At 69.5% G+C, this 19,509-nt stretch carries 16 protein-coding genes and 1 tRNA gene; 9 read left to right on the forward strand and 8 right to left on the reverse strand.

The window, feature by feature from the left end; genetic code table 11:
- Positions 1–157 precede the first annotated feature (157 nt).
- The 3 genes from ACFO6S_RS17540 (at position 158) to ACFO6S_RS17550 (ending at position 5,469) form a co-directional block, all read left to right on the forward strand.
- The gene (locus ACFO6S_RS17540; protein WP_378419159.1) at positions 158–748 is read left to right on the forward strand and encodes a TetR/AcrR family transcriptional regulator; all 591 of its coding nucleotides are present in this window, start codon (positions 158–160) and stop codon (positions 746–748) included.
- A 136-nt stretch (positions 749–884) separates the two neighbouring features.
- On the forward strand, positions 885–4,571 hold the full coding sequence (mfd, locus tag ACFO6S_RS17545) for a transcription-repair coupling factor (protein ID WP_378419161.1): 3,687 nt from the start codon (positions 885–887) through the stop codon (positions 4,569–4,571).
- Positions 4,572–4,575: 4 nt separating this feature from the next.
- A complete protein-coding gene (locus tag ACFO6S_RS17550) occupies positions 4,576–5,469 on the forward strand; it encodes a nucleoside triphosphate pyrophosphohydrolase (RefSeq protein WP_378419163.1) in 894 nt (297 codons plus the stop codon).
- 33 nt (positions 5,470–5,502) lie between these two features.
- Here ACFO6S_RS17550 and ACFO6S_RS17555 read toward each other — a convergent pair whose 3' ends face one another.
- From ACFO6S_RS17555 to efeU, 5 genes are all read right to left on the reverse strand, one after another.
- A complete protein-coding gene (locus tag ACFO6S_RS17555) occupies positions 5,503–6,801 on the reverse strand; it encodes a lipase family protein (protein WP_378419165.1) in 1,299 nt (432 codons plus the stop codon).
- Positions 6,802–6,858: 57 nt separating this feature from the next.
- Positions 6,859–8,118: a hypothetical protein gene (locus tag ACFO6S_RS17560; RefSeq protein WP_378419166.1), complete on the reverse strand. Its 1,260-nt coding sequence runs from the start codon at positions 8,116–8,118 to the stop codon at positions 6,859–6,861.
- A 98-nt stretch (positions 8,119–8,216) separates the two neighbouring features.
- Positions 8,217–9,500, reverse strand: coding sequence for an iron uptake transporter deferrochelatase/peroxidase subunit (gene efeB / locus ACFO6S_RS17565; protein WP_378419168.1), 1,284 nt, complete (start codon positions 9,498–9,500; stop codon positions 8,217–8,219).
- Complete coding sequence (efeO, locus tag ACFO6S_RS17570; protein ID WP_378419458.1) at positions 9,481–10,584, reverse strand: iron uptake system protein EfeO; 1,104 nt, start codon at positions 10,582–10,584, stop codon at positions 9,481–9,483. Before efeO ends, efeB begins: the two co-directional genes overlap by 20 nt.
- A 42-nt stretch (positions 10,585–10,626) precedes the next feature.
- The gene (efeU, locus tag ACFO6S_RS17575) at positions 10,627–11,526 is read right to left on the reverse strand and encodes an iron uptake transporter permease EfeU (RefSeq protein ID WP_378419170.1); all 900 of its coding nucleotides are present in this window, start codon (positions 11,524–11,526) and stop codon (positions 10,627–10,629) included.
- A 167-nt stretch (positions 11,527–11,693) separates the two neighbouring features.
- Between efeU and ACFO6S_RS17580 the strand changes: the two genes are divergently transcribed.
- From ACFO6S_RS17580 to ACFO6S_RS17605, 6 genes are all read left to right on the forward strand, one after another.
- Positions 11,694–12,434, forward strand: coding sequence for a lytic transglycosylase domain-containing protein (locus tag ACFO6S_RS17580; RefSeq protein ID WP_378419172.1), 741 nt, complete (start codon positions 11,694–11,696; stop codon positions 12,432–12,434).
- Between the two features lie 108 nt (positions 12,435–12,542).
- On the forward strand, positions 12,543–13,838 hold the full coding sequence (gene eno / locus ACFO6S_RS17585) for a phosphopyruvate hydratase (RefSeq protein ID WP_378419174.1): 1,296 nt from the start codon (positions 12,543–12,545) through the stop codon (positions 13,836–13,838).
- Positions 13,839–13,860: 22 nt separating this feature from the next.
- Positions 13,861–14,589 (forward strand): FtsB family cell division protein, encoded by a 729-nt coding sequence (locus tag ACFO6S_RS17590; RefSeq protein WP_378419176.1) that lies wholly within the window; start codon positions 13,861–13,863, stop codon positions 14,587–14,589.
- Positions 14,586–15,140 carry a DUF501 domain-containing protein gene (locus ACFO6S_RS17595; RefSeq protein WP_378419178.1) on the forward strand — a complete coding sequence of 185 codons (555 nt, stop codon included), beginning with the start codon at positions 14,586–14,588 and terminating at the stop codon, positions 15,138–15,140. Before ACFO6S_RS17590 ends, ACFO6S_RS17595 begins: the two co-directional genes overlap by 4 nt.
- Positions 15,137–16,093, forward strand: coding sequence for a Ppx/GppA phosphatase family protein (locus tag ACFO6S_RS17600; RefSeq protein WP_378419180.1), 957 nt, complete (start codon positions 15,137–15,139; stop codon positions 16,091–16,093). Before ACFO6S_RS17595 ends, ACFO6S_RS17600 begins: the two co-directional genes overlap by 4 nt.
- Before the next feature lie 39 nt (positions 16,094–16,132).
- Positions 16,133–16,206 (forward strand) — tRNA-Leu (locus ACFO6S_RS17605).
- 36 nt (positions 16,207–16,242) lie between these two features.
- On the opposite strand, the gene ACFO6S_RS17610 is transcribed toward ACFO6S_RS17605, so the two are convergent.
- From ACFO6S_RS17610 to ACFO6S_RS17620, 3 genes are all read right to left on the reverse strand, one after another.
- Positions 16,243–16,470 carry a site-specific integrase gene (locus tag ACFO6S_RS17610; protein ID WP_378419181.1) on the reverse strand — a complete coding sequence of 76 codons (228 nt, stop codon included), beginning with the start codon at positions 16,468–16,470 and terminating at the stop codon, positions 16,243–16,245.
- Between the two features lie 212 nt (positions 16,471–16,682).
- Positions 16,683–17,549, reverse strand: a complete 867-nt coding sequence (locus ACFO6S_RS17615; RefSeq protein WP_378419183.1) for a DNA adenine methylase — start codon at positions 17,547–17,549, stop codon at positions 16,683–16,685.
- Positions 17,546–19,270 carry a hypothetical protein gene (locus tag ACFO6S_RS17620; protein WP_378419185.1) on the reverse strand — a complete coding sequence of 575 codons (1,725 nt, stop codon included), beginning with the start codon at positions 19,268–19,270 and terminating at the stop codon, positions 17,546–17,548. Before ACFO6S_RS17620 ends, ACFO6S_RS17615 begins: the two co-directional genes overlap by 4 nt.
- Positions 19,271–19,509 lie beyond the last annotated feature (239 nt).

A 19,509-nucleotide genomic window follows, 5' to 3' on the forward strand; every position in this document is an offset into this window, starting at 1 on the left:
TCTTCGCATGCGACCCGCGATCGGGTCGAACCGGCCGGGAAGTGTCGCGCCGGGCGTGTCGCCCCCGGCCGATAGGCTCGTCGACATGTCCCGACCACCGCAGGCAACTCCAGACGGACCATCGCCGGCTCTGCCCGGCAAGTCGCCCCGGACCCGGATGACCGGAACCCAGCGTCGCCAGCAGTTGATCGAGATCGGCCGTAGCGTTTTCGCCGAGCGGGGGTACGAGGCCGCGTCCATCGAGGAGATCTCCGCCCGCGCCCACGTGTCCAAGCCCGTCGTCTACGAACACTTCGGCGGCAAGGAGGGGCTCTACGCCGTGGTGGTGGACCGGGAGATGTCCACGCTGCTGGAGATGATCACCTCCTCGCTCACCCAGAACCGGTCCCGGATCCGGGTCGAGCGGGTCGCGCTGGCGCTGCTCACCTATGTCGAGGAACGGACCGACGGCTTCCGGATCCTGGTCCGGGACTCGCCGGTCTCGGCGAAGGAGGGAACCTACTCGAGCCTGCTCAACGAGGCGGTCAGCCAGGTCGGGCACATCCTGGCCGGAGACTTCGCCCGCCGCGGGTTCGACGCCGAGCTGGCGCCGCTGTACGCGCAGGCGCTGGTGGGGATGGTCGCGACCACCGCGACCTGGTGGCTCGACGAACGCAGCCCATCCAAGGAGGTGGTGGCCGCGCACCTGGTGAACCTGTGCTGGAACGGCCTGACCAATCTGGAGGAGAACCCTCAGCTGCGGGAGTGACGAGGGGGCCTGCGCCTAGAATCGCCTCAGTCGTCCGGCTAGATCCTCGTTCGGAAAATCGAAGACTCGTTCGGAAGACCCCAAGACCTCGTTCGGAAAACTCAAGACTCGTTTGGCAGACCCAGGAGCATCGACGTTGCCTTCCCGTACTCCGCACGATCCGAGTCAGGCCGCCACGGAATCCGCCGTCCACCCGTTGGCGGGGGTGTTCGCCACGGCGGTCGCCGACCCCGCATTCGACGGGCTGCGTGACGCCGTCGGCAGCGCCACCCTCGACATCGTCGCGCCGGTGCCGGCCCGCCCGTTCGTGGCGGCCGCGATCGCCGATCACGCCCAGCTGCTGGTGGTCACCGCTACCGGCCGGGAGGCGGACGACCTCACCGTCGAGCTGAGCGAGGTGCTCGGCGACGCGGTCGCGCAGTTTCCGTCCTGGGAGACGTTGCCGCACGAACGGCTCTCCCCGGGGGCCGACACGGTCGGGCGCCGGATGCAGGTGCTGCGCCGACTGGCGCACCCGGAGGACGCCGCCTACGGCCCGCCGCTGCGCGTGGTCGTCACCACCGTGCGGTCGCTGGTGCAGCCGATGGCGCCGGGTCTCGGCGAGATCGAACCGGTGACCCTGAGGGTCGGCACCGAGACGCCGTTCGACGGGCTGATCCAGACGCTGGTGGAGATGGCGTACACGCGGGTCGACATGGTCGGCAAGCGCGGCGAGTTCGCGGTTCGGGGCGGCATCCTCGACGTCTTCGCGCCCACCGCGGATCATCCTGTCCGCGTTGAATTCTGGGGTGACGAGGTGACCGAGCTGCGGTCCTTCTCGGTGGCCGACCAGCGTTCGCTGCCGGAGCTCGACGTGGACGTGCTGATCGCCCCGCCGTGCCGTGAACTGATGCTCACCGAGCAGGTCCGGGACCGGGCCGCGGCGCTCTCGCGCGACAACCAGGCCGACGCCGCGCTGGTGGAGATGCTCGACAAGTTGTCGGCGGGCATCCCGGTGGAGGGCATGGAGGCGCTGCTGCCGGTGCTCCAGGGGGGCGAGTTGGTGCTGCTGACCGACGTGCTGCCCGAGGGCAGCCACGTGCTGCTGTGCGATCCGGAGAAGATCCGCACCCGGGCCACCGACCTGGTCCGGACCGGTCAGGAGTTCCTGGAGGCGTCCTGGACCGCGGCGTCGATCGGCGGTGCGGCGCCACTGGACACCTCCACCATCGACACCTCGGGCGTGGACACCTCCGGCGGCATCGGCATCGACCTGGCGGCGTCGGCATACCGATCGCTGCGACACGTGCGCGAGAGCGTCGAGGCACACGGCCGGCCGTGGTGGACGGTGAGCCCGCTGGCCTCCGGCAGTGCCGAGGAGCTGGTGCTCGACGTCAAGCCGGCGCCCGAGGTCCGCGGCTCCGACGACCTGCTGGCCGAGCTGTTCGTCTCGCTGCGTGCGCACGTGACCACCGGCGGGCGGGCCGCGATCGTGGTGGCCGGATCCGGTACCGCACAGCGGGTCCGCGAGCGGCTGGCCGAGGCCGAGGTGCCCGCGGCCGCCGTCGACCCCGGGTCTGCGCCGGCGCGCGGCCAGGTCAGCGTGCTGTGCGGCAGCCTGCACGACGGACTGGTGCTCGCCGGCTCCGGCGACGTCCCCGGGCTGGTGCTGATCTCCGAGTCGGACCTGACCGGCAACCGGGTCGCCGCGGTCGGCGACGGCAGGCGACTGCCGGCCAAGCGCCGCAACCAGGTGGACCCGCTCGCGCTGTCCGCAGGCGACATGGTGGTGCACGACCAGCACGGCATCGGCCGGTTCGTGGAGATGGTCGAGCGCACCATCGGCGGGGCCCGGCGCGAGTACCTGGTCATCGAGTACGCGGCCAGCAAGCGTGGACACCCCGGCGACCGGCTGTTCGTGCCGATGGAGTCGCTCGACCAGCTCTCTCGCTACGTCGGCGGCGAGCTGCCCGCGCTGTCGAAGCTCGGCGGTTCCGACTGGACCAACACGAAACACAAGGCGCGCAAGGCGGTTCGGGAGATCGCCGGCGAGCTGGTGCAGCTGTACGCGGCCCGCCAGGCGGCGCCCGGTCACGCCTTCGGCCCGGACACCCCGTGGCAGCGGGAGATGGAGGACGCCTTCGCGTTCACCGAGACCCAGGACCAGCTGACGGTGATCAGCGAGGTCAAGGCGGACATGGAGAAGCCGGTTCCGATGGACCGGGTGGTGATCGGCGACGTCGGCTACGGCAAGACCGAGATCGCGGTGCGCGCGGCATTCAAGGCGGTGCAGGACGGCAAGCAGGTGGCCATCCTGGTGCCGACGACGCTGCTGGCCCAGCAGCACCTGCAGACCTTCACCGAGCGGATGGCGGCGTTCCCGGTGAAGGTCCGGGGGCTCTCGCGCTTCACCGATCCGGGGGACTCCAAGGAGATCATCGCGGCCCTCGCCGACGGGGACGTCGACGTGGTTGTCGGCACCCACCGGCTGCTGCAGACCGGCGTCCGGTGGAAGGATCTCGGACTGGTCATCGTCGACGAGGAGCAGCGCTTCGGCGTCGAGCACAAGGAGCACATCAAGGCCCTGCGTACCCACGTGGACGTGCTGACGATGTCCGCCACCCCGATCCCGCGAACCCTCGAGATGAGCATGGCCGGCATCCGCGAGATGTCCACCATCCTCACCCCGCCGGAGGAGCGGCACCCGGTGCTCACCTACGTCGGCGCGTACGCGGACAAGCAGGTCGCCGCGGCCATCCGCCGCGAGTTGCTGCGCGACGGCCAGGTCTTCTACGTGCACAACCGGGTCAGCTCGATCGACAAGGCCGCCAAGCGACTTCGCGAACTCGTGCCCGAGGCGCGGGTGGTGGTCGCGCACGGTCAGATGAACGAGGACACCCTCGAGAAGACCGTGCAGGGCTTCTGGGAGCGCGAGTTCGACGTGCTGGTGTGCACCACCATCATCGAGACCGGCCTGGACATCTCCAACGCCAACACCCTGATCGTCGAGCGCGCCGACTCGCTTGGCCTCTCGCAGCTGCACCAGCTGCGCGGGCGGGTCGGCCGCAGTCGCGAGCGCGGGTACGCCTACTTCCTGTACCCGCCGGAGAAGCCGCTGACCGAGACCGCCTACGACCGGCTCGCGACCATCTCGCAGAACTCCGACCTCGGCGCAGGCATGGCCGTCGCGATGAAGGACCTCGAGATTCGCGGTGCCGGAAACGTGTTGGGCGCCGAGCAGTCCGGCCACGTCGCCGGGGTCGGGTTCGACCTCTACGTGCGACTGGTCGGCGAGGCGGTGGAGGCCTACCGCGCCATCGCCGACGGTCGCCCGGTGACCACCGACGAGGCCGTCAAGGAGGTGCGCATCGACCTGCCGGTGGACGCGCACATCCCGCCGGACTACGTCACCAGCGATCGGCTGCGGCTCGAGGCGTACCGCAAGCTGGCCGCGGCGGCCGACCCGGACGAGATCGCCGCGGTGATCGAGGAACTGGTGGACCGCTACGGCGCGCTCCCGGAGGAGGTGCGCCGGCTGGTCTCCGTCGCCCGGTTGCGGCTGCTGTGCCGCGAGTACGGCATCGAGGAGGTCTCGGTCGCAGGCACCCAGCTCAAGATCGCGCCGATGCAGCTGCCCGACTCGAAGCAGCTGCGGCTCAAGCGGATCTATCCGTCCGCGCAGTACCGGGCGACCACCGGAATGGTGCAGATGCCGTTGCCGCGCACCGGTTCCGGCGGCATCGGCGCGGACCGGGTACGGGACGTGGAGCTGCTGCAGTACATCGCCGACTTCCTGCTCGCGATGGACGGCCGGGCGGCCGGGGCCGTGGACGTGAGCGCGTGACGCGATGACGGTGGTCCTGCTCGACCCGCTGCGCCCCACGGTGGTGCCGATGGCGGCGGTACCGCTGCTGCGCGGGCCGGTGGAGTTCGCCGAGGACGTGCCCGCGGCGGTGCGCACGGCGCTGCGGGTTCCGCACCAGCCCGGTGCCCTGGTGCTGGTGGCGATGGATCGCGACAGTGCGGCGGTCCGGCACCGGGTCGGGGCAGGCGAGGGGCTGGTGGAGGTCGAGCGGGCGGCGGGGGAGCACCTGGTCCGGGCCGTCGACGTGATGGACCGGCTGTGGGGCTTCGGTGGCTGGGAGGTCACCCAGACCCACGACTCGCTGCGGCGTTACCTGCTCGAGGAGACCTACGAGCTGCTCGACGCGATCGACGAGGGTGACCCGCAGGGCCTGCGCGAGGAGCTCGGCGACCTGCTGCTGCAGGTGCTCTTCCACTCCCGGATCGCGGCCGAGTCCGCGACCGACCCGTTCACCGTCGACGACGTCGCCGACGCCTTGGTCGCCAAGCTCGCCAATCGCAGCCCGCACCTGAGCAACGGTCACACCGGACCGGTCGACGTGGCCGCCCAGGAGGCCGCCTGGGAGGTGGCCAAGGCGGCGGAGAAGGCGCGGGCGTCGTGCATCGACGGCATCGCGATGGCTCAGCCTGCGCTCGCGTTGGCGGAGAAGGTGATCGAGCGGGCCGGCCGGGCGGGTCTGCCCGACGAGTTGGTCCCGGCCCGGTTGCGCTCGGTCCGGCTCGACGGCCCGGGCAGTGCCGAGGACCAGTTGCGCAAGGCGACACTGGCTTTCGTGCGCCAGATCCGGGCGGCCGAGCAGGCCGCGCACGCCGCAGGGGTGCCGCACGGCGGGCTCGACGCCGCCGCCTGGCTGGCGCACTGGGGCGCAGGCGACTGACCGGGGTTCGCCCCGGTCAGTTCAGGGAGTCGGTCAGTTCAGCGAGTCGGCGAGCCAGTCGACGGTCTGCATGCCGAACAGGTCGGTGCCCCAGCCGTAGATGTCGGTGAGGAACCGGTCCATGCTGCAGTTGCTGCCTGCGTAGGTGACGTCGGTGCCGCCCGCCCGGTAGCGGTCGGCGAGGTCGCGCGCGTCCTGCGCGGGCACCAGCGACATCGGGGAGTCGTCCGCCTGGCAGGAGGTGATGAGCACCTTGGACTTCGGGGCGGTGCCGACGCCGAGCTGGTTGTCGTCGTAGACGGGCTGAAAGTCCGGGATGTCCGCCGGGTCGGCGCCGCCGACGAACAGGGTGTTCAGCGGCACGAAGGGCAGCGCGAAGTAGGCAGGCGTCTGGCACTGGGTGCGGAAGTTGTCGGCGATCGCCTTCCCCACCGGGGTGAGCTTCTCGTCGATCCGCATCTGCGGGTAGCGGGGTTCGAGACCGAGCAGCGCCGCGAAGGCGAAGCCGGATCCGACCGAGCCGCTCGCGGTCCGCACGAAGTTGCGCTGGTTGACGACCATGCCCTCGAGCACGGCCGAGCGCACGTTCAGCTCCGGTGCGTAGGTCGGCTGGTACTCGGCGGCGAAGGCCGCGCCGACGCCCCCGCCCGCAACGCCGAACAGGCCGATCGGAGCGTCGGCCGACAGCCCCGCCTCGGGCAGCGCCAGTGCGGCCCGCAGGCCGTCCAGGTTGGCCATCCCGCCGAAGCGGCCGGCGAAGACCCCGTGCGGGTTCGGGTCGCCGTCGTTGCCCACGTCGGTGATCATCACGGCCAGGCCGCGGTTGAACATCAGCCCCAGCGGCCCCAGCGCGGACCAGGACGCGCCGTCGATCGGGTCGCCGCCGGTCCACTGGGTGCTCGGGTGGCAGTAGGCGCCGATGCTGTCGTTGGCCTCCTGGTAGCCGACCACCGCGCGGGTCGCGTCGTCCCGGCCGTCGACGGGGACCATCAGGATGCCGGTGCTGATCGCGGGGCTGCCGTCGAGGTCGGTGGTGACGTACATCAGCTTCCACGCCGCGAGGTGGGCCGGCCGGAATCCGGTGAACTGCACCTGCACCGGCTTCGACTTGAGCAGGGTGCCGGGCGCCTCGGTGCCGGTCAGGACCGGCTCGGCGTAGAACGGGTCGTGGTTCGCCAGGCCCGCGTCGAACTCCTCACGGGTGGCCATGCGGCCGTCGGTCAGGGTGGAGAGCGTGTACCCCTGGAAGACCTCGCCGGGGCCGGGGGTGGCCACCGGACCCTGGGTCCTTTCCGGCGGCCCGGCCGCGGCCGGGCCCAGTGCTGTGAGCATGGCGGCCAAGGTCAGAGCCGCCGTCTGAATTGTGCGTCGTGCCAGGTGCTTTCGCATCTAGGACACCTCCACCTTGGTGTTGGCCAATGCTGACTCGAGGATCTGCGGGATGCTCAGCAACGGGCGCTTGGACTCGAACTGGGTCTCGTACGGCACCCGCAGTTGCGCCTCGAGGGTGGGCCAGTTGCCGTCGACCTGGGCCCGGTACCGCGGCAGCAGTTCGGCGGCGATGTAGTCCCAGCGCTGCTCGTACACCGACCAGTTCCACGACGGCAGCGGGCTGGTGACGGTGACGGTGCGTCCGTCCGGCAGGCCCGCGCGCACCCGGACCGGGCGGTACGAGCGGGGCGGCGTCACCCCGGCGACCGACGGTGACCCGGCGACCGTGGACAGGTAGGTGACGGCCTCGCCGACGTCGCCCTTGTAGGCGCGCACCGTGTCCCACTGGTCCTTGATGATCACGCCCTGCTCGCGTTGCAGCAGTGCGGCATTGCCGCGCGCGACGCGGTCCGGGTCCTTCGAGGCGATGTCGCGCCAGGCGGTCATCAGGTCGGCGCCGAACAGCCCGGCCCGCTCCATCTCCTCCAGCGCGGGCAGGCCCTGCGTGACGTAGGCGCGGTGCATCGGCATCAGGTCCGAGAAGATGTGCTTCTGCATCACCAGGATCATGCCGAGGATGTAGTGCAGGTCCTCGGTGGTGATCCGGTCGCCTGCCGAGGCCAGCGCGCGCAGCCCGGCAGGCAACAGCTCGAGTGCCTGAGGGCCGGCGGCGTCGGTGACGGCGCCGACGACCGCGCGGGAGGTCGCCGCGAGGCCGGGCAGGTCGTAGACGTCGGTGAGCAGGTCGAAATCGGCCAGGCCGCCGCCGAAGTCGGCGCCGACCTGGCCGCCCATCCCGGCCCACTGCAGCTCGCGGTGGCCGAGCTGCAGGTCTTCGTAGTAGCGGTAGGAGCGGATCAGGTTCTCGCGGTTGGCCTTCACCCCGGCCCGCGGATCCCAGGAACCGAGGTCGATGCCTGCCGCCTGCGTCGCCTCGGTCAGCCAGAACTGGAAGAGCAGGGCCCGGTACGAGGCGGGTGCCAGCCCGCGCGACCGGGCCGTCTCGAGGAGGCCGCGCAGCACGTCCGGGTCGGTGGGCAGCGCGCCGTTGACCCCGCCGGGCGACGCCTCGGCGTCGCGGTTGACCAGCGGCAGGTTCAGGTAGGCGTCGACGCCACCCGCCTGTACCGCCGGTGCGACCAGCACGGTGGCGGCGGTCAGGACGGCCGCGACCCCCGCGACCAGTGTCGAAATCCTCGTTCTCGGTGTGGTTCCCATGCCGTCCCGATCCCCCCGGTGCGAGCGTCGAGCAGCCGTCTTCCGCTGCTCGGCCCAGGATATGGGATCGGTTGGGCGCCGTCGGGCATTTTGCGTGTTCAGGCGAACAGCGTCGAGCCCCAGTAGCCGTCGTCCCCGACGCCCGGCGGCACGGCGAAGACCGCGGACCCGACGTGCTTGATGTACTCGTTCAGTGCGTCGTTGCGGGCCAGGTTCTGCTGCATCGGCACGAACTGCGCCTGCGGGTCCCGGCAGTACGCGATGAAGAACAGGCCGGCGTCCAGGTGGCCGAAACCGTCCGAGCCGTCGGTGAAGTTGTAGCCGCGGCGCAGGATCTGGATGCCGCCGAGTGCCTCCGCCGACGCCAGCCGCACGTGGGCGTCCTCGTCGATCACCGGCTTGCCGCCTGCGCCCTTGGCCTCGAACTCGAGCGGGTCGAACTCGTCGCGCTCGCCCAGTGGCGCGCCGCTGCCCTTGCTGCGACCGATCACCCGTTCCTGCTCGTGCAGGGTGGTGCGGTCCCACGGCTCGATCAGCATCCGGATGCGCCGGGCCACCAGGTAGGAGCCGCCGGCCATCCACAGCTGACCGTCCAGCGGGGCGGCCCAGACGTGTTCGGCGAGCGCCGCCGGTTCCTCGGCCTTGACGTTGCGGGTTCCGTCCTTGAATCCGAACAGGTTTCGTGGCGTCGTCTGCGAGGTGGAGGTCGAGGAGGTGCGGCCGAATCCGAGCTGCGACCACTTCAGCGCGACGGTGCCGAAGCCGACGCGGGCGAGGTTGCGGATGGCGTGCACGGCCACCTGCGGGTCGTTCGCGCAGGCCTGGATGCAGATGTCGCCGCCGCTGCGTGCCGGGTCGAGCGCGTCGCCGGTGAACTTGGGCAGGTCCGCCAGCTGCGCAGGCCGCTTGTCGGCGATGCCGAAGCGGTCCGCTCCGTCGGCACCGACGAACAGCGACGGCCCGAAGCCGATGGTGAGTGTCAGCTGGCAGGCGTCGAGGTCGAGGGCCTCGCCCGTGTCGTCCGGCGGGCGGTACTCGGCGCCGTCGACGGCGCCGCCCTCGGTGGTCTCGAGGCCCGCGGTCATCCGCTCGGCCATCTGCGTCCACTTCTTCAGCAGCGCAACCAGTTCGTCGCGCGACTCGGTTGTCACGTCGAAGGCCGCGAAGTGCATGCGGTCCTGGGCGGGCGTGACGATGCCCGCCTGGACTCCGCCGCGGAAGGGCACCACCTCGCTGTGCTCGGCGGCGACGGCGTCGGGTGCGGTCAGCCGGCCGAGCGCGGCACCGGCGCCGACCGCCACCGCACCTGCCCCGACGGCACCGAAGAGCCGTCGCCGCGAGATGCCGCCGTGGCCCGCGGGCCTATCGTCCGGCGACGACACCCTGCACCTGGCTCACTTCGGCGGACAGCGCGTCGATCTTGTGGGAGAGCGCCAGCCGCTGCGGCTCCGTGACGGCGGAGTAGCGGACGAACCCGTCGCCGAGCCGGAACTCGGCGAGGGCGGCGTCGAGTTCGGTGAAGCGCTGGTCCACCCGGGTGCCGAGGTCGGGGTTGCGCTCGTCGAGGATCGGGCGCACCGAGGCGATCGCGGCCTGCGAGCCGTCCACGTTGGCCTGGAAGTCCCACAGGTCGGTGCCCGAGAAGATGTCCTCCTCGCCGGTGATCTTGGTGCGGGAGATCTCGTCGAGCAGGGTCTGGGCGCCGCCTGCCACCTGGATCGGGTCGACGGTGAAGTCGTCGGACTCGATGCCGTCGGTGAGCTCGGTCAGGTCGGCCGTCAGCTGGTCGGCGATGGCGTTGGTGTCGGGCTGCAGGCCCTGCGCCCACAGGTCCTTCTCCAGGCGGTGGAAGCCGGTCCAGTGCTGGCCGGGCTCGAGGTCCACCTCGCGCAGGTCGAGGCGGGGGTCGAGGTCGTCGGGGAAGGACTCCGCGATCGGTTCGATCCGCTCGTAGTAGGTGCGGGTGGTCGGGTACTGGGCCTTGGCGGCCTCGACGTCGCCGGCCTTGATCGCGGCCACGAACTTCCCGGCGGTCTCCTGCAGCGCGACGGTCTGGCTGAGCACGTACCGCTTGTAGTTCGCGGCGGCCTCGGCGAGCTGCCCGGTCTCGTCGGTCGGGGCGGCGGAATCGCCGGTGACGGTGAACTCGGCGCGGATGCCCTCGCCGACCATGCCCGGCTTGCAGGCGGTGTGGAAGGTACCCGCCGAGGCGAGGTTGACGATCAGCTTGCGGGTCAGCCCCGGGCCGACGTTCTCCACCTCGCCCATCACCCGGTCGCCCTCGCCGTAGACGTAGAACTCGGTGACCTTCGAGCCGTTGTTGGTGATCTCGAAGGTGGTGTTGCCGGTCTCGGCGCTGTCGGCGGAGATCTCGCAGGCGGTGTCCGTGGCGGTGACCGTGACGGCGTCGGCGGACCCGGCCTTCGCGGTGCACGCGGCGAGGGCCAGCGGCGTGAGCGCCAGCATGGCGAGGGCAGTGGTGGAACGACGCACGGGCGTGCCTTTCGGTTAAACGGGAACTTCGGAGGTGGGCTGGGGCGGAGCGGGACGGGCCGCGTCGGGTTCGGGGGTGAGGGGGCGCAGGAACAGCGCCAGCACCACCACCAGGTAGGTCACCCAGGCGATCGCCTGCAGCAGCGTCGGGTCGGGCCGGAAGTTGAAGATGCCCTGCGCGACGGTGCCGTACCAGCTGGAGATGTCGAAGCCGCCGGAGACGTCGAACGCGAGGGTGGACCCGCCCGGCAGCCAGCCGGCGATCTGCAGCGCCCGGACGCCGTACGCGAGGATCCCGGCGGCGACCACGACGAGGAACACGCCGGTGTACCGGAAGAACTTCGCGAAGTCGATGCGCACCGCGCCGAAGTAGAGCAGCACGGTCAGCACCGCGGCGATCGCGATGCCCAGCACGAGTCCGACCAGCGGCCAGATGCTGCCCGCGGCGTTCTCGGCGTAGCCGACCAGCAGCAGCGCGGTCTCCACCCCCTCGCGGCCGACGGCGAAGAAGGCCATCGCCGCCACCGCGAGCGGGCCGATCGCGAGCGCCCGGGCGAGCCCGTCCCGCAGGTGGCCGGATATGGACGCCGCGGCCGTGCGCATCCACAGCACCATCGCCGTGACGATCGCGACCGCGACCAGGGACGCGAGACCGCTGATCAGTTCGGCGGCGGTGCCGGTGACGGTGGAGGTGCCGAAGTGGATGGCGACGAAGAGGCCGACGACCATCGCGACCGCCGTGCCGACGCCGAGCCAGACCCACTTCAGGGCGTCCCGGCGGTCCGACTTGACCAGGAAGGCCACCAGGATCATCACCACGATGCCGGTCTCGAGGCCCTCGCGGACCCCGATCAGTCCGCTGCCGAACAGCTGGGTGGCGATGCCCGGTGTGCCGCCGGCGGCGAGGATGAGCACGGCCACTCCTGGGTGGTGATAGGCAAGGCGAACCTTATGTCGACCGAAAAGATACACCCCGGCGCCGAGCCAAAATCTCTCTCGACCAGGACTTTTGTGTTTCTTTACCCTCTGGGCGGGTCGGCGCCGCGGCATGTCGCAGTCCAGGTCACCGCCGACTGTGGATGATGGAGCGAGTGAATCCATGGAAGAGGCGGGCCGTCGGGAGCGTGGCGGCGTTGGCCGCCGCCGCGGTGCTGGCCGGCTGTGGGGGAGCGCCCCGCGTGCCGATTCCGGAGGGCATCCCGCCGGGCCCCGGCGCGGCACTGCCGCCCATCGACGTCGACGCCCCCGGCCGAACCGCCGAGCAGTTGCGGGGCTGGGCCGAGGAGCAGTCCGGCGAACTCGGCATCGGCGTCGTCGCGCTCGAGGCGTACGGCTACGCGGCCGCGGTGATGGCGCAGTCGCGGCCGGACTGCGGGATCGGTTGGACCACGATCGCCGGCATCGCCGGGGTCGAGAGCAGGCACGGGACCCACCGCGGTTCCAGCGTCGGGCCGGACGGCGCCGTGTCCCCGCAGATTCGCGGGATCCCGCTCGACGGCGGACCCGGTGTGGCCGAGATCCCGGACACCGACGGCGGCCTGCGGGACGGCGACGCGGTGCACGATCGCGCGATGGGTCCGCTGCAGTTCATCCCGGAGACCTGGCAGCGCTGGGGTGTCGACGCCAACGGCGACGGGGTGGTCGACCCGGACAGCATCGACGACGCGTCGCTGACCGCGGCCCGCTACCTGTGCGCGCGGGGCGGGGACCTGACCACTGCGGACGGGTGGCAGCGGGCATTGATGGCCTACAACCTCTCCGGCGCGTACCTGGCGGAGGTCCGCGACCGCGCGGCGGCGTACTCGGTGGGCACCCGGCCGTGACGACGCCGCCCGACGTCGTCCGTTTCGGCCGATTGCCGCGGTTGCCCTCAGACCTGGCACCATTGAGCAAAATCGTCAACAACGAAGCCGCCAAAAGGAGAACCATCCGTGGCCATCATTGAGCAGGTCGGAGCTCGCGAGATCCTCGATTCCCGGGGCAACCCCACGGTGGAGGTCGAGGTGCTGCTCGACGACGGCAGCTTCGCGCGCGCCGCGGTGCCGTCCGGCGCCTCCACCGGCGAGCACGAGGCAGTCGAGCTTCGTGACGGCGGAGCCCGCTACGGCGGCAAGGGCGTCGAGAAGGCCGTCGAGGCTGTCCTCGGTGAGATCGCCCCCGCCATCATCGGTCTGGACGCCACCGAGCAGCGCGTGGTCGACCAGGCCCTGCTGGACCTGGACGGCACCCCGGACAAGTCCCGCCTCGGCGCCAACGCACTGCTCGGCGCGTCGCTCGCGGTCGCCCGCGCCGGCGCCGAGTCCTCCGGACTGGACCTCTACCGCTACGTCGGTGGACCGAACGCGCACATCCTGCCGGTCCCGATGATGAACATCCTCAACGGTGGCGCGCATGCCGACACCGGTGTCGACGTCCAGGAGTTCATGGTCGCGCCGATCGGTGCCGCCACCTTCAAGGAGTCGCTGCGCTGGGGCACCGAGGTGTACCACTCGCTCAAGGCCGTGCTCAAGGCCAAGGGCCTGTCCACCGGCCTCGGTGACGAGGGCGGATTCGCCCCCGACGTCGCGGGCACCAAGGAAGCGCTGGACCTGATCATCGAGGCCATCGCCAAGACCGGCCTGAACCTGGGCACCGACGTGGCGCTGGCGCTCGACGTCGCGGCCACGGAGTTCTACACCAAGGGCTCCGGCTACAAGTTCGAGGGCAAGGTCCGCACGGCCGCCGAGATGTCGGCGTTCTACGCCGAGCTGATCGCCGCGTACCCGCTCGTCTCGATCGAGGATCCGCTCGACGAGGACGACTGGGAGGGCTGGGTCGCGCTGACCGAGCAGATCGGCGACAAGGTTCAGCTCGTGGGCGACGACCTGTTCGTCACCAACCCGGAGCGCCTCGAAGAGGGCATCGTCAAGGGCGCCGCGAACGCGCTGCTGGTGAAGGTGAACCAGATCGGCACGCTCACCGAGACCCTCGACGCCGTCGACCTCGCGCACCGCAACGGCTACAAGACGATGATGAGCCACCGGTCCGGAGAGACCGAGGACACCACCATCGCCGACCTCGCCGTCGCCGTCGGCAGCGGCCAGATCAAGACCGGCGCCCCGGCCCGGTCCGAGCGCGTCGCCAAGTACAACCAGCTGCTGCGCATCGAGGAGAACCTCGGCGACGCGGCCCGCTACGCAGGCGAGGTCGCGTTCCCGCGCTTCTCCTTCGACGGCTCCGCGAGCTGACCGCAGCAGAGGAATTTCGGAAGTGAACCAACGCGGTAGGTCACGCCCGGGGAAGAGCCCGGGTGGTCGGGAGCCCCGTCGCGAACGCGACGGGGCGGGTACGCGGCGTCCGTCGCGGGCCCGCCCGACCGGACCTGCCGCGTCGGGCGCCCGCGGCGCCGACGGCGCCGCCTCGCCGGATCTCGGTGGCACCTCACCGACCGAGAAGCTGGTGGGGGCGCGGAGTTCGCGGCGGCGCGACGTGTCCGGCAAGCCGGAGCGGACCTTCATGGGCCTGTCCACCGCCCGCGCGGTGGTGCTGGCCATGGTGGTGTGCGCGCTGGCGTTGACCCTGGCGATGCCGCTACGCACCTACCTCACCCAGCGCGCCGACGCCGAGCAGGTGGCGGCCGCCAAGATCCAGCTCGAGGAAGACGTCGCCCGGCTGACCCGGGAGAAGCAGCAGAACGACGACCCGGCGCACATCAAGGCGCAGGCCCGTGACCGCCTGCAGTACGTGATGCCGGGCGAAACCCCTTACCAGGTGCAACTTCCCGGTGCGGTTGCGCCGCCGGTGGAGACGGTGAACAAGCCCAAGCACACCGGCGACCCCTGGTACACCAACCTGTGGCGCCCGATCGTCGAGCCGCAGCCCGAGCCGGAGCCTGCGCCCGTCGGTCCGGCATCGCTGCCGACCGCACCACCGCCGCCCGGGCCGGCCCCGGCGGGATCGATGACCATGCCTGATCAACAAGGAGGGCCAGTCCGGTGACGGAGCCGACCGAAAACAATTCCACCCCCGAGATTCCCCAGGCGGATCTGGACGCGGTCGCCGCGCAGCTGGGTCGCGACCCGCGAGGCGTGCTCGCCATCGCGTACCGCGCCCCGGACGGCCGTCCCGGCGTGGTGAAGACCGCGCCGCGGCTGCCCGACGGCACGCCGTTCCCCACGCTGTACTACTTGACGGACCCGCGGCTCACCGCGGAGGCGAGCCGGCAGGAGTCCGCCGGCGTGATGCGGGAGATGACCGAGCGCCTGGGCACGGACCCGGAACTCGCCGCTGCGTACCGGCGGGCGTATGAGTCCTACCTGGCCGAGCGAAACGAGATCGAGTCTCTCGGAACAGATTTCACCGGCGGCGGCATGCCGGACCGGGTCAAGTGCCTGCACGTGCTGATGGCGCACTCGCTGGCCAAGGGGCCTGGCGTCAACCCGCTCGGTGACGAGTCGGTGGCGCTGGCCGCCGAGGGCAAGCTGCGTGGGACCGCGATCCCGGCCGACTGGCCGAAGTACCAGCCGCCGACGGCGGCGGCGGGCGAATGACCCGCGTCGCGGCGATCGACTGCGGCACCAACTCGATCCGACTGCTCGTCGCCGACGCGACCGAGGACGGCCGGCTCCGCGACGTGCATCGCGAGATGCGGGTGGTCCGGCTGGGGCAGGGCGTCGACGCCACCGGGCAGTTCGCGCCCGAGGCGATCGAGCGCACCCGCGTCGCCCTCGAGGAGTACGCCGGGATGATCCGGGCGTCCGGGGCGGGCGCGGTGCGGATGGTCGCGACGTCGGCCACCCGGGACGCCGCGAACCGCGAGGACTTCTTCGCGATGACCCGCGAGGTGCTCGGTGCGGTGATCCCGGGCGCGCAGGCCGAGGTGATCTCGGGCGACGAGGAGGCGCGGCTGTCGTTTGCCGGCGCGGTCGGTGAACTCGACCCGGCGGCAGGGCCTTTCGTCGTCGTGGACCTCGGTGGCGGTTCCACCGAGCTGGTCCTCGGCGACGGGGAAGGGGTGCACGCCGCGTACTCCACCGACATCGGCTGTGTCCGTCTCACCGAACGCTGCCTGCACGACGACCCGCCGACGGCCGACCAGGTCGAGGCGGCGCAGGCCTTCGCGGCCGAGAAGCTCGCCGAGGCGTTCGACCGGGTCCCCGTCGAGCAGGCCCGCACCTGGGTCGGCGTCGCGGGCACGATGACCACCCTCGCCGCCGTGTCGTTGGGCCTGCCGGAGTACGACGCGGAGCAGGTGCACCTGTCGCGAATGTCGCTGGAGCGGCTGCACGAGGTCGACCACAGCCTGCTGCACATGACGCACGAGCAGCGCGCCGCGATCGCCACCATCCACCCGGGCCGCGTCGACGTCATCGGCGGCGGTGCCGTCGTCGCCGACGTCCTCGGCCGGGAACTGGCCCGCCGGGCCGGCATCGACGAGCTGATCGTCAGCGAGCACGACATCCTCGACGGCATCGCGCTGTCGGTGCTGGACTCGCTGGTCTGAGGTCTTCTTCAGGGTCCCCGCCTGCGGGCGGGGTACCTCGCCCCCATAGCCCAATTGGCAGAGGCAGCGGACTTAAAATCCGCCAAGTGTCGGTTCGAGTCCGACTGGGGGCACTGGTCAGGCCTGTTTCTGGGTCCTAGTCCGTTCGGTCAGGTGCCTTGGTTGTCACGGAATTTCACAACCGGGGCGGAACTGGCGAAAGCCACCAGCGCCGGGTCCTGCGAGTGCGCGTACTTCGCCAGAATGAGTGCCGCCAACGGGTGACCCAGCCACGCTGCGATCACCGCGGTCGACACACCCCGCAGACGCATCGCGCAGGTGTGCCAGGCGTCGTGAAGCCGGATCGTCGACCAACCGGCCCGGCGCACGGCGTGCATCCAAACGCGATGAGATCGCGCCGGGGGACATCGCCGTACCCTCCTCGTTGAGGACGACATACCCCGAGTCCTGCCACGCCCCGCCGATCCGCAGGCGGTCCTCGGCCTGTCGACGCCGCGCGGCCGGCAGCTCCGCGGCGGGGTCGTCCAGCAAGGGGAGTGAGCGCGCGTGGCCCGACACATTGGTGGGTTGAGGCTCAACAGGTGAGGCGTCAGTAGTCAATATTGATAGCGTCGGAGTAGACCATTGTTTCGTTCGCCTTGACTACGCGGTGCGCGGAGTAATTGAGCGAGAACACCTCTCGGCGCCGGTCGGCATACAACTCCCCAACTTGAGGAACATTGTCATATGTCAATATCCAGTTCGCTGACGAGTGAGCGTTGAGGCACTCCGCTAATTTGCGATGGTCTGCTGGCAGGAAGGAGTTCATGTAGAGGGAACCAGCCTTCTCGAAGTACGGCGGATCTGCATAGATCAGCGTGCGAGCGGATTGCGCATATGACCGGATCACGGCTCGTCCGTCCCGGTTTGTCACCTTGATCTTGTTCGCATACAACCCGATCAGACGGATCCGCTCTCGGAGCCCGTCTCGATTGAATCTCGCGTCAATCTTGTAGTTTCCGGTTTGGTCCTTGCCGCCGATCGGACCGCCGTTCAAGACCCCGGATCGGTTCGTTCGGTTGAGATAGAACGTCGCGAAACCGAGCTCGTCGTAGCTGTCACGGTCAGCTTCGAGATAGATCCGCTTCTGCCGTTCCCACTCCTCGATGGTGAGGTCCACCTCAGCCACGCGTTCGCTGAACTCTCTCGGGTTGCTGACGAGTGACCGCCAGAAGGCGTAAACCGCGGGATCGAGATCATTGATTACGATGCGCTCCATCTGCCCGGTCACGAGAAGCGCAAGCGCCGCACCTGCTCCTCCTGCGTACGGTTCGACGTAGGTCCCACCCGCGAGCCCGTTCGTCCGGATGAGTCGCTGGAGCGGTTCGTAGAGCGATCCCTTGCCGCCCGGGTATCTGAGTGGCGAGATCGCAACGCGCCTACGCGCTTTCGAGCCGAATGGTGTGGCGACGGTCATGGCGCAAGCATAAACCGGATCAGGCTGGACATTGCCGTCCACATGTTCTCGACCTCGGAGGCTGATGCACAGATGTGCGGGTTATGGTTGAGGGCGTTCAGGTGGGTTGCCGACACCGCCCAAGAGTCGACCTTGGAGGATTTAAGCTTCCGCACAACCTGCAAGAGCCCGTTTTCTTTGCGCTCCTCCAGGTGCAGTTCGAGGTAGGTGAGGCAGTCTCCCAACTGCTCGAAGCTGCCGTTGATGGGCTTCTTCTTTCGGTGAAGTTCGGCCCGCACACTCGTCCCCTGAGCCTGGACGTAGGCCTTGATGGTCTTCTCTAGGACGGTTCGAAGCAAGTCCATCATCGCCGTCGGGAACACCCGGTAGTTCAGGGTTCTGAGTTCGGCGTACGTGGCGTGCATCGCTTCTGGCCACGGGCCTGGCACTACCAGCGAATCGGTGTTGTTGAGGTAGATGGGGAGTCTCTTTGCGCGGGGCCGGGGCTTGCTCTTGTCACTCGCGACTGGCGTTGCATCGTCGCCATTTTCGTGGCCTTCCGCCTTGCCGGTCGGGCCGGTCGGCTTGCCGGACGGGCTAGACGCCTTGCCGGACGGGCTAGATCCCGCAGCGTCCGCACTGGCGACACTCGACGCGCCCCCGGGGTGAGACTCAGGCGGCGTGTCGGTAGACGACGATTCGCCTGACGGGTTGCCCCCGCCGCTCCCGTCCTGACCTCGGGACCGTGCTGATGCCTCCGCGGTATCTTCAGGGTCTTCCGCAAACTGGCTAAGAAACTGCTCCAATTCAAGCATGTACTTCTTGTAACCGGTTCCCGTCTGCTTGTTCAGCACTCGGGTTGTGATGGCCTTGCTCTGGATATCAGCGACAACCTTCTCGATCAATTCAGAGAATCTGGTGAATGGCGGTGCGACGCTGGCGATCTCAGTCGCTGGATCGATAGTCACTCGAGCGAGCCTGAGGAAGCTGTCGTTGTCATACAGTCGCGCAAAAGTATTGACTGGGAATCGCCGGCTACTGAGGTAATCCTTCAGTGTGGCGTCGGAGAAGTCCGCTGAACGGAACAGTCGCATGAGTTGCGCATCGTGGACGTACGTCCGCACGTCGATTGTTGGATACGAGGCGATGAGGTCGCCGAGCGTCTCGCCAGCATCGACCTTCGCCTGAAAGAACTCTGCCCTCCGCGTCGGTGACCACGGGCGCCGCTGAGCCCCAGTGTGGAGTGCGGCGATTAGCTTCTCGGCCTCGGCCTGAGTGGGCGCCTTCCGGACCGTGATCACTTTCAGGTCGCTGCGATCGGGGATGTCCGCGACGAGCCTCTCGATACGGGCCTGGAACTCGGGGACAAGCATCGGATTCTGAATCGCCTTCAGGGCTGCGGCCCGGCGATTCCCCTCGACGACGACGAGTTCGCCATCGCGATCCAGGACGACCGGAAGCTCATGTTCGAGAAGGCCGACCTTGGCGATGTTCTCGACGAGCGCGAGTACCTGCTCATTCTTGAAAAGGTCAAAGATGATCTCGTCCTGAGCGGCTTCCGCTGGGTAACCCAATCGGACGTTGCGCGGGTCGAGAACGATCGCGTCAAGAACATCAACCTGCAGCGTTTCCCACGTCTGCATTGGCTTCATCGGCTGACGCTCGATGGGTGCGGACCGCTTATTCATCCGGTATGCATACCAGAGAGTCTCTTCAGACCCCGCTTTCAGGCGCTTGTCCATGCGCCTATACATCGCCGGGTTCTGGCGCGGGCTGCGGGCTTCCCTCCGCCGCCCGCGTGGCCAGATTTAGCAAGTATAGAACGTGAGTTCGATCCTGATTGCGCTTAGGGCATGGTCCCTACGTCGAGCCGGCGCCGGATCACTGCCCGAACGGGCACCCGCTCGGGCTGAGCCGGTGCCTCGTCGGATGGGAAGCGTGCGCCTGTTCGCCGCGACTCGGGCGCCGCACTCACGTCTGC

It is taken from the genome of Rhodococcus kronopolitis, assembly GCF_042654025.1.
In the GTDB taxonomy this organism is placed as follows: Bacteria; Actinomycetota; Actinomycetes; order Mycobacteriales; family Mycobacteriaceae; genus Rhodococcus_G; species Rhodococcus_G kronopolitis.